This window comes from Geodermatophilus siccatus, from assembly GCF_900103785.1.
GTDB classification, from domain to species: Bacteria; Actinomycetota; Actinomycetes; order Mycobacteriales; family Geodermatophilaceae; genus Geodermatophilus; species Geodermatophilus siccatus.
Genome location: NZ_FNHE01000014.1, coordinates 92,947 through 102,822, shown reverse-complemented (window position 1 = coordinate 102,822; position 9,876 = coordinate 92,947). Strand labels below are relative to the sequence as shown.

10 protein-coding genes are annotated in these 9,876 nt (G+C 77.0%); 7 read left to right on the top strand and 3 right to left on the bottom strand.

All coding sequences use genetic code 11. The annotated features are described in order from the left end of the window. A partial coding sequence (locus BLS21_RS21765) for a helix-turn-helix domain-containing protein (RefSeq protein ID WP_139177001.1) occupies window positions 1-315 on the bottom strand: 315 nt, incomplete at its 3' end. A 213-nt stretch (window positions 316-528) separates the two neighbouring features. On the opposite strand from BLS21_RS21765, the gene BLS21_RS21760 reads away from it, so the two are divergent. From BLS21_RS21760 to BLS21_RS21745, 4 genes are all read left to right on the top strand, one after another. Further along, entirely contained in the window at window positions 529-2,034 is a 1,506-nt protein-coding gene (locus BLS21_RS21760) for an AlkA N-terminal domain-containing protein (protein WP_091223421.1), read from the top strand. Further along, window positions 2,031-2,552, top strand: a complete 522-nt coding sequence (locus tag BLS21_RS21755; protein ID WP_091223419.1) for a methylated-DNA--[protein]-cysteine S-methyltransferase — start codon at window positions 2,031-2,033, stop codon at window positions 2,550-2,552. Before BLS21_RS21760 ends, BLS21_RS21755 begins: the two co-directional genes overlap by 4 nt. A 109-nt stretch (window positions 2,553-2,661) precedes the next feature. After that, window positions 2,662-3,780 (top strand): DNA recombination protein RmuC, encoded by a 1,119-nt coding sequence (locus tag BLS21_RS21750; RefSeq protein ID WP_091223418.1) that lies wholly within the window; start codon window positions 2,662-2,664, stop codon window positions 3,778-3,780. A 222-nt stretch (window positions 3,781-4,002) separates the two neighbouring features. Then, complete coding sequence (locus BLS21_RS21745) at window positions 4,003-4,797, top strand: DUF6542 domain-containing protein (protein WP_091223416.1); 795 nt, start codon at window positions 4,003-4,005, stop codon at window positions 4,795-4,797. A gap of 175 nt (window positions 4,798-4,972) precedes the next feature. On the opposite strand, the gene BLS21_RS21740 is transcribed toward BLS21_RS21745, so the two are convergent. After that, complete coding sequence (locus BLS21_RS21740; RefSeq protein ID WP_091223414.1) at window positions 4,973-5,947, bottom strand: 4-hydroxy-3-methylbut-2-enyl diphosphate reductase; 975 nt, start codon at window positions 5,945-5,947, stop codon at window positions 4,973-4,975. Window positions 5,948-6,152: 205 nt separating this feature from the next. On the opposite strand from BLS21_RS21740, the gene BLS21_RS21735 reads away from it, so the two are divergent. The 3 genes from BLS21_RS21735 (at window position 6,153) to BLS21_RS21725 (ending at window position 9,223) form a co-directional block, all read left to right on the top strand. Beyond that, window positions 6,153-7,679, top strand: a complete 1,527-nt coding sequence (locus BLS21_RS21735; protein ID WP_091223412.1) for a hypothetical protein — start codon at window positions 6,153-6,155, stop codon at window positions 7,677-7,679. A gap of 108 nt (window positions 7,680-7,787) precedes the next feature. After that, a complete protein-coding gene (gene xseA, locus BLS21_RS21730; RefSeq protein ID WP_091223410.1) occupies window positions 7,788-9,002 on the top strand; it encodes an exodeoxyribonuclease VII large subunit in 1,215 nt (404 codons plus the stop codon). Window positions 9,003-9,004: 2 nt separating this feature from the next. Continuing rightward, a complete protein-coding gene (locus BLS21_RS21725) occupies window positions 9,005-9,223 on the top strand; it encodes an exodeoxyribonuclease VII small subunit (protein WP_091223443.1) in 219 nt (72 codons plus the stop codon). Here the strand turns inward: BLS21_RS21725 and BLS21_RS21720 are convergent. Beyond that, complete coding sequence (locus tag BLS21_RS21720) at window positions 9,211-9,804, bottom strand: DUF4245 domain-containing protein (RefSeq protein ID WP_091223408.1); 594 nt, start codon at window positions 9,802-9,804, stop codon at window positions 9,211-9,213. The two genes, BLS21_RS21725 and BLS21_RS21720, sit on opposite strands and share 13 nt — an antisense overlap. Between the last annotated feature and the right edge of the window lie 72 nt (window positions 9,805-9,876).

The following is a 9,876-nucleotide window of genomic DNA, read 5'->3' as shown; positions in this document are numbered from 1 at the left end:
CCGGTGCACGGTGGAGGCGGCGCAGCCGACCCGACCGGCGATGCCCACCGGGCCCAGCCGCTGCTTCCAGCGCAGATGCACGATTCGACGCACCACCGGAGCCGGCGTGCGCCGCGGGCTGCGACGTGGCCGGCTGGAGCGGTCGGCCATGCCGGCCGATCCGTGCTCGCGGTAGCGGTCTGCCCAGCGGGTGGCCGTGGGCCGAGAGACCTGGAACCGCTCCGCGGCGCGGGCGACCGGCCAGCCGTCCTCGACGATGCAGCGGGCCAGCCGCAGCCGACCGGTCTCGGTCAGCGGCGCATTACGGTGGACCACGAGGGACCTCCTGGGGTCTGGGTGAGTGCTTGGCGGCTCTCACACCGAACCCGGAGGTCCCTCCCCACATCAAGATCGACCGTTCACCACGCGGTGCACCAACCTGCCCGATCAGTACACCTAGCCGGGCTCCCTGCCGTCGCGCCCGCCCGGACCCACGGCCGCGTCCGGAAACCGCCAGTCCCCCGGCCCCGGCGCTGTCATGCTCGTCGCGTGACCCCGCCCCTGGACGCCGAACGCTGCTACCGCGCGGTCGCCAGCCGGGACGCCCGGTTCGACGGCTGGTTCTTCACCGCGGTCGCCACCACCGGCATCTACTGCCGCCCGTCCTGCCCGGCCCGCACGCCGCTGCCGCACAACGTCGCCTTCTTCTCGACCGCGGCTGCCGCCCAGGGCGCCGGGTACCGGGCCTGCCGCCGTTGCCGCCCCGACGCCGTCCCCGGTTCGCCGGAGTGGGACACCCGCGCCGACGTCGTCGCCCGCGCCGTCCGGCTCATCGGCGACGGCGAGGTCGAGCGCTCCGGCGTCCCCGGCCTGGCCGCCCGGCTGGGCTACTCCGAGCGCCAGCTGCACCGGCTGCTCGTCGGCGAGCTGGGCGTCGGTCCCCTGGCGCTGGCCCGGGCACAGCGCGCGCAGACCGCCCGGCTGCTCATCGAGACCACCGACCTGCCCATGGCCGACGTCGCCTTCGCCGCAGGGTTCGCCAGCATCCGGCAGTTCAACGACACCGTCCGCGAGGTCTTCGCCGCCACCCCGACCGAGCTGCGGCGGACCGCGCCGGCCGGCCCGCCCGGCACTCCCGGCCGGCTGACGCTGCGGCTGGCCGCGCGCGCCCCCTACGAGGCCGCCGAGGTGCTGCTGTTCCTCGGCGTGCACGCCGTCCCCGGCCTGGAGGAGTGGGACGGGACGACGTTCTCCCGGGTGCTCGACCTGCCGCACGGGCCCGGGGTCGTGCACCTCTCCCCCGCCCCGGACGGCGGCCCCGCGGTGACCGCCCGGCTGGAGCTGCCCGCGCTGCGCGACCTGGGGACGGCGGTGGCCCGCTGCCGCCGCATGCTCGACCTCGACGCCGACCCGGCCGCGGTCGACGGCGTCCTCGGCGCCGACCCGGCGCTGGCCGGGCTCGTCGCCGCCGCGCCCGGCCGCCGGGTGCCCGCCTCCCCCGACGCCGACGAGCTGGCCGTGCGCGCCGTCCTCGGCCAGCAGGTCTCCCTGGCCGGCGCCCGCACGCTCACCGCCCGGGTGCTGCGGGCCGCGGGCACGCCGCTGCCCGAGCCGGTGGGCACGCTGACCCACGCCTTCCCGCGCCCGGCCGCCCTGGCCGACGCCGACCTCACCGCGGTCGGCCTGACCGGCGCCCGCCGGCGCACCGTGCACGCGCTCGCCGGCGCGCTGGCGGCCGGGGCGGTGACGCTCGACCCCGGTGCCGACCGCGAGGAGGCCGGCCGCGCGCTGCGCGCCGTCCCCGGGATCGGCCCGTGGACCGCCGCACTGGTCGCGCTGCGCGGCCTGGGCGACCCCGACGTGTGGCTGCCCGACGACCTGGCGTTGCGGCGCTCGCTGGCCACTCTCGGCAGCTCCGACACCGACGCCGCCACCCGCTGGCGGCCGTGGCGGTCCTACGCCGTGATGCACCTGTGGGCGCTCGCCGTGCCCGCGCTCTCGACCCGCCCGACCGCCCGCACCCGCCCACTCCCCCTCGAACGGAGCGCCTCATGACCCCGCTCCCCGCCCGCTCCGCCACCGTCGAGACCCCGCCCGGGCCGTTCACCGTGGTCGTGGCCCGCGACGGCGCCGTCCTCGCCAGCGGCTGGACCGCCGACGTCGCCGACCTCCTCCCCGTCGTCCACCGCGCGCTGCGGCCGGCCTGGGTCGAGCCCGTCGAGCACCTGCCGGTGCTCGACGCGGTCGAGGCCTTCGTCGCCGGCGACGTCACCGCCATCGACGAGGTCCCGGTGCGCCAGCGCTCCGGCCCCTTCCTCGAGGACGCCTGGGAGGTGCTGCGCACCGTCCCGCCCGGGGAGCCGGACACCTACGCCGCCTTCGCCGCGCGCTGCGGGCGGCCGGCGGCGGTCCGCGCGGCGGCCAACGCCTGCGCCCGCAACGCCGCGGCGCTGTTCATCCCCTGCCACCGGGTGCTCGGCTCGGACGGCGGGCTGGGCGGCTTCCGCTGGGGGACGCCGGTCAAGCGCTGGCTGCTCGACCACGAGGCGGCCCACGCCCCCGTCCCCGTCTGAGCAAGGACCCGGCCCCCTGCAGGGTCCTCCCTCCACGCGCGTGGGAGGGCCCCGGCAGGGGGCCGTGTGTCTGCCGGGAAGTGTCGGTCACGTCCGGCACCCTCTGGGTGTGGACGCCGCCTCGCTGCTCACCGGTCTGTTCGTCGGCGCGCTGCTGGCCACCGCGGTCACCCTCGGCGCCGTCGCGCTGGTGTCCCGGCGCCGCCCGGCCGACGACGGCCTGGAGCCGGTGCACGAGTCGCTCGACCACCTGCACCGGCTGCTGGCCGGCATCGAGCGCGACCGCGCCACCGCTCACGGCGAGCTGCGCGAGCAGATGGGCACCGTCGGGCAGACCTCGGCGCTGCTCCGGCAGGAGACCGCCGCGCTGGTGACCGCGCTGCGCACCCCCCACGTGCGCGGCCGGTGGGGCGAGGTGCAGCTGCGCCGGGTGGTCGAGGTCGCCGGCCTGCTCGAGCACTGCGACTTCGTCGAGCAGCCCTCCAGCACCAACGACGCCGGCGCCGGCGTGCGCCCCGACCTCGTGGTCACCCTCTCCGACGGCCGACAGGTGGTGGTCGACGCCAAGGTGCCGTTCACCGGCTACATCGAGGCGGTGCAGGCCGAGGACGTCGCGGTGCGCGCCGAGCGGGTCGCCGCGCACGCCCGGCAGCTGCGCGCCCACGTCGACGCCCTCGCCGCCCGCCGCTATCCCACGGCGTTCCGGCCGGCCGCGCCGTTCACCGTCCTCTTCGTGCCCTCCGACGGGTTCCTCACCACCGCCCTCGAGGCCGAGCCCGGGCTGCTGGAGTACGGCTTCGCCCGTGACGTCGTGCTGGCCACCCCCAGCACGCTGCTGGCGCTGCTGCGCACCGTCGCCTACTCGTGGCGGCAGGAGCGGCTGGCCCGCGACGCCGACCAGGTGCTCGAGGTGGGCCGCCGGCTGCACGCCCGCCTGTCCACCCTCTCCGGTCACCTCACCCGGCTGGGCTCGGCGCTGTCCTCGACGTTGACCCGCTACAACGAGACGGTCGGCTCCTACGAGGGGTCGGTGCTCGTGGCCGCCCGCCGCTTCGACGACCTGGGGGTCGCCGAGTCGCCGGTGCCCACGCCGCCGCCGGTCGAGGCCACGGTCCGCACGCTGCGGCCCACCGAGCTGCCGCTGCCCGGGGAGCTGCCCCGGCCGACGGAGCTGTCGCCGCGGGACGACGGGTCCCGTCCCGTGGAGCGCGACGGCACGACCGGCTGAGCCCGGGCACGACCCGGGGTGCCACCGTCGTCACGTCCGCACCGTTGCGTCACAGGGACCCCGCGGTCCTCACCGGATGTGCATCCGGGCCTGCGGTTTTGGCACTTGTGCACAGCGCGCACCGGTGCCGTCCTCCGTCGTGACCGCCTCGGCCGTCGTTACCGTTGCCCGTGACAGGGACCCCCGTGCGGAGGTCTGCCACGAGGGGACGGGAGGTCCGCCATGGCCTCGGTGAGGACCGCCGACACCTGGCGCGAGTCCGGGAGGCGTGCCGACCAGCGCGTCGCCGCCCGTCCCGAGGGGGCGGACTACGTCTCGCGCATCGGCCGCCCGCCGGTCCCGCCGCCGCCCCCGCGGATGCGGTCGACCGACCTGCCGCCGTTCCCCGAGGACATGGCGCGCACCGGGCGCCGCCGCGACGACCGTCCCGCTCCGCTGCCGCCCCGCCCGTCCGCCGACCGCAGCGCGCGGCCCGCACCCCGGGACGCCGAGCGCGGCCGTCCCGCTGCCCGCGACGCCGACCGGCCGCGGGGCCGTGAGGACCGCCCGCGCGACCTGCCCGACCTCGACGTCGACCGTCGCCGCGCTCCCCGCTCGCCCGAGCCCCGGCCCGCGGGCCGCCGTCCGAGCGGTCGCGGGGCGACGGCGCGGACGTCCGAGAGAGGCGGCCGGGTGCGCGGCGCGTTGGCCGTCCTCGCCGTCTTCCTGGTCACCCTGGCCGCTGCGGCCCTCGAGTCCTGGATCGGCACCGGCCTGGGCCTGGCCACGCTCGGGACCCTGACCGCGGCCAGCGTCGTGGCCACCCTGGTGGTCCGCCGCAGCGACCTGCTCACCACGGTGACCGCCCCGCCGCTGGTCTACGTGGCCGTGGCCGCGCTGAACACCGCGCTGGCGCCGTCGGCCTCGCTGAACCTCGCGTCGGTGGCCACCCTGCTGATCCGCGGCTTCCCGGCCATGGCGGTCGCCACCGCAGCCGCGGCGGTCGTCGGGCTGATCCGCTGGGCCGCCCGCCGCTGAGCGGAGGGCCCGCCCTCCGCACCGGGGAAGGACCCCGTCCTCCCCGCCCTCCGCGAGCTCAGGGCGGTGCCCTGGACGGGGCCCGGCGAGCCTCCGCACGGGCCGCCATCCCGACGGACGAGCCCCCTCCCGGGATCGGGAGGGGGCTCGTCCGCCAGGAGGACGGCGTCCTCGCTCAGGCCGGGTCGGAGGCGGACCTCTGGACGCGCTTCGCGCGCAGCTCGTGCGGCAGCGCGAACACCAGGCGCTCCTCGGCGGCCTTCACCGTCTCGACGTCGGGGTAGCCGCGCTCGGCCAGCCAGTCGAGCACCTCGCCGACCAGCACCTCGGGCACCGAGGCACCGCTGGTCACACCGACGGTGCCGACGCCCTCGAGCCAGGCCGGGTCGATCTCGGAGGCGAAGTCCACCAGGTGCGCGGCCCGGGCGCCGGCCTCCAACGCCACCTCGACCAGCCGGACGGAGTTCGACGAGTTGGTCGACCCGACGACGACCACCAGGTCGCACTCGCCGGCCATCTGCTTGACGGCCTGCTGCCGGTTCTGCGTGGCGTAGCAGATGTCGTCGCTGGGCGGCGACTGCAGGCCGGGGAAGCGGGTCTTGAGCTGGTCGACCGTCGTCAGCGTCTCGTCGACCGACAGCGTGGTCTGCGACAGCCAGACGACCTTCTCCGGGTCGCGCACCTGGACGTTCGCCACGTCCTCGGCGCCGTCCACGAGCTGGATGTGCCCGGGCGCCTCGCCGGAGGTGCCCTCGACCTCCTCGTGCCCGCGGTGGCCGATCAGCAGGATGTCGTAGTCGTCGCGGGCGAACCGCTTGGCCTCCTGGTGCACCTTGGTCACCAGCGGGCAGGTCGCGTCGATCGTCCTCAGCTGCCGGGCCGCGGCCTCCTGGTGCACCGCCGGGGAGACGCCGTGCGCACTGAAGACGACGACCGAGCCCTCCGGCACCTCGTCGGTCTCGTCGACGAAGACCGCCCCACGCCGCTCGAGCGTCGCCACCACGTGCTTGTTGTGGACGATCTGCTTGCGGACGTAGACCGGGGCGCCGTGGATCTCCAGAGCGCGCTCGACGGCGACCACCGCCCGGTCCACGCCGGCGCAGTAGCCCCGGGGATCGGCCAGCAGGACACGTCCGCGCTGATCAGCCATGGCCCCATGGTAGAGAAGGGGCCCCCTGCCCCCGGTGTTCGCAGGCTCACACCGGGCCCCTGCAGCGGCGCCGCCCCCCGGGTGTCAGCAGGGTCACACCGGGACTCCGCAGGGAGCACCGCCAGGAGCGAGACGCGTACCACCATCGGTGTGGTCCGCGCCAGAGCGGGGTGTCGGGCGCGGCGATTCGGGGCAGGGTGGGGCCATGTCGCGTGAGATCCCACAGGTCGTCCGTGCGGTGGTCGGGCTGGCCGCCACCGTCCTCGACGACGCCCTCCACCTGCCCCGGGCGCTGCCGAGCCTCCCCGTGCGCGTGATCGGGCTGGCCATGCAGGCCACGATGAAGGTGCAGCAGCACTACTCCGGCCTGGTGGCCCGCGGGGACGAGGTCTTCACCGGGCTGCGCGGCGAGGCCGAGCCCGGCCTGGCGACCTTCGACGAGGACCTCCCCGAGCAGACCCCCGGGCGCACCTCCGCCTTCGACCGCGCGCCCGGGTTCGACGAGCCGACGTCCTTCGACCGCGCCTCCGCGCCGGTGGACGACGAGGAGGTCGCCGAGGAGGTCGCCGCGCTGATCGACGACGAGGTCTCCGGGCTGCCCGCCGAGCCGGCGCCCGAGGAGGTCGTCGAGGCCCTGGCCGACATCACCGACGAGGTGGCCGCCGCCGACCTCGACGTCGACCGCGCCGAGCCCGGCCTCACGACCGAGGACGCGCTGGAGACCGCGCTGCTGGAGGCCGACGGCGCACCCGACAGCGCGCTGGTCGACGGCGGCTCGGGGGACACCGGGACCGTCGACACCGACGAGATCGCCGAGAGCCCCACGACCCCGCCGGCGTCCCTGCTGGACGCCGAGGCCACCGAGTTCGACGTCCACCCGTCGGCACCCACCGAGGCCCCGGCGCCGAGCGACCCGGGCGGCTCGCCCGTCGGCGAGGCGGCCGGCGCGCCCGACGTCACCACCGAGGTCGACGTCCTCACCCCGGACGGCGGTGTCGCGACCGTCGAGGGCACGGTGACCGACGAGGGCGTGGCCGCGCCCGAGGCGCCCACCGAGAGCGCGGCCGCGCCCGAGGCGCCCATCGAGAGCGCCGCCGCGCCCACCGACCAGGCACCCGCCGCGACCGAGGCGCCGGCCGACGACACCCCCGGCGCACCGGCCCAGGCCGACCGGCAGGAGACCGGTGTCGACGAGGCGCTCGGCAGCGAGGTCAGCGACGCCGACACCCGTCCCTCCACGGAGGGCACCCCGGCCGGGGTCGACCACGAGGCGACCGGCCGCGGCGACGAGGTCGTCACCGCCGCGGGCGCGCAGGTCGACGACCAGGTCGGCGGGGGCGAGGACACGAGCGCCTCTGCCGTGACCGACGAGGCACCCACCGCCCAGGCCGGCACCGAGGAGGCGGTCGCCACCGACGAGGGCGGCGGCGAGGTGGCGGCGGCGACCGGCGTCCGCACCGACGTCGACGAGTCGGCGACCGCCGACGAGGCCGAGGACACCACCGGCGCCGCGGCCGCCGGCACCGCCCCCGTCGAGGGCTACGACAGCTTCACCATCGCCCAGCTGCGCGGCCGGCTGCGCGGCTACCAGCTGGCCACCGTGGCGGACCTGGTCGCCTACGAGGAGGCCACCCGGGCCCGCGAGCCCTACCTGCGGATGCTGCGCAACCGGCTGGAGAAGCTGGAGCGCCAGGCCGTCGAGGACAGCCCGCTGGCCCCTCGGGGCGCCTGAGGGAGAGCCCCGTCCCGGATCCCGCCCTCCGCGCGCTCAGGGCGGGATCCGGGACGGGCCGCCCGGGCGGCTCTCCGGGGCGTCGGAACCGTTTGGCACGCTCGGGGGGTGACCTCCCCCTCCACGCCGGAAGCCCCCTGGCCGGTCCGCACGGTGGCCCGCAAGGTCGCCGAGTGGATCGGCCGGCTGGGTGAGGTCTGGGTCGAGGGGCAGATCGCCCAGCTGTCCCGGCGCGGCGCGGCGACGGTGTTCCTGACCCTGCGCGACCCGGCCGCCGACCTGTCGGTTCCGGTCACCTGCAGCCGGGACGTCGCCGACCGCCCCGGCCTGGAGCTGACCGAGGGCGCCCGCGTCATCGTGCGGGCGCGGCCGGACTACTACATCGCCCGCGGGTCCTTCTCGCTGCGCGCCACCGAGATCCGCGCCGTCGGCCTCGGCGAGCTGCTGGCCCGCATCGAGCGGATCCGCCGGCTGCTGGCCGCCGAGGGCCTCTTCGACGCCGCCCGCAAGCGGCCGCTGCCGTTCGCCCCCGCCGTCGTCGGGGTGGTCACCGGGCGGGACAGCGCCGCCGAGCGCGACGTCCTGGTCACCGCGCGCCGGCGCTGGCCCGCCATCCGGTTCGCCGTCCACCACAGCCTGGTGCAGGGGCCGTCGGCCGCCGCGTCGGTCATCGAGGGGCTGCAACGGCTCGACCGGGACCCCGAGGTCGAGGTCATCGTCGTCGCCCGCGGCGGCGGCTCGGTCGAGGACCTGCTGCCCTTCTCCGACGAGGGCCTGGTCCGCGCCGTCGCCGCCTGCCGGACGCCGGTGGTGACCGCCGTCGGCCACGAGACCGACACGACGCTGGTCGACCACGCCGCCGACGTCCGGGCCGCCACGCCCACCGACGCCGCGCACCGCGTGGTGCCCGAGATCGGGGAGCAGCGCCGGCTGGTCGACGGGCTGCGCGCCCGGGCCCGCCACCTGGTCGGCGCCCGGCTGGAGCAGCAGGAACGGTGGCTGGAGAGCGTCCGCAGCCGCCCGGCCCTGGCCGACCCCCAGCGGCTGCTGCACGGCCGGGCCGACGACGTCGAGCAGCTGCGCACCCGCGCGCGACGGACCCTGGTGCACCGGCTGGAGGGCGCCGAGCGCGACCTCGAGCACGCGCGCGCCCGGGTCGCCGCGCTCTCCCCCGCCGCGACGCTGCAGCGCGGCTACGCCGTCGTCCAGCGGGCCGACGGCTCCCTGGTCCGGGAGCCGGGCGAGGTGGCCGACGACGAGCGGCTGTCGGTGCGGGTGGCGGGCGGCCGGCTGCCGGTGCGGGTGACCAGGGAGGATGGGTGACCGTGAGCGCGAAGCCCGACGAGCAGCCGACGACCACCTACGAGCAGGCCCGCGAGGAACTCGCCGACGTCGTCCGGCGGCTGGAGGCCGGCGGACTCACCCTCGAGGAGTCGCTCGCCCTGTGGGAGCGCGGCGAGCAGCTGGCCGAGCTGTGCCAGCACTGGCTGGACCGGGCCCGCGAGCGCCTCGCCGCCGCGACCTCCGGCGATCAGCCCGAGTAGGGCCGCACCGCCCCGGCGACGGTCTCCAGCTCCTCGTCGGGAGCCGACCCGGTGACCAGCACGGTGACGTCGCCGTCGGTCCGGGACAGCACCGTCTCGCCGCGCTCCGTCGTCCCCCGGGTCCAGGTCTGGCCGTCGAGGTCGACGGTTCCCTGCTCCTGCGCGCCGCCCAGGACGTCGTCCACCGCGTTCACCCGCGCGTCGTCGCTGACCACGAAGCCGGCGTACTCCGACGAGGGCGTCAGGTAACCGATCTCCAGGGTGACCGGGTCGCCGGCGTCCGCGTCACCGGCGTCGGTGCGGGCGCTGGTCGGGCGGTAACCGTCGGGCAGGCCCTCCGGGGCGACCACCGGGTAACCCGCGCGGGCCGCGGCGAGCTGCACGGTGCTGGCCGGGTCGACCTCGCGGACGGGGTCGACGTCGGACTGCTTGAACGACATCCAGCCCACCAGCGCCAGGCAGATCAGCACCAGCGGGCCCAGCGAGCGCAGCATGTTGGCCGCGCTCAGGCGGTTGGCCCGCTCGATCGCCGGCGAGGGCGCCTGCGCGGGAGGCTGACTGGTCCGACCGGCTGAGCTCACCCCCCTAGGATGACAGGACTCATCGCCCCACCCCGCCGCCCAACGTCCGTGCGGCGGACACAGGAGGTCCGC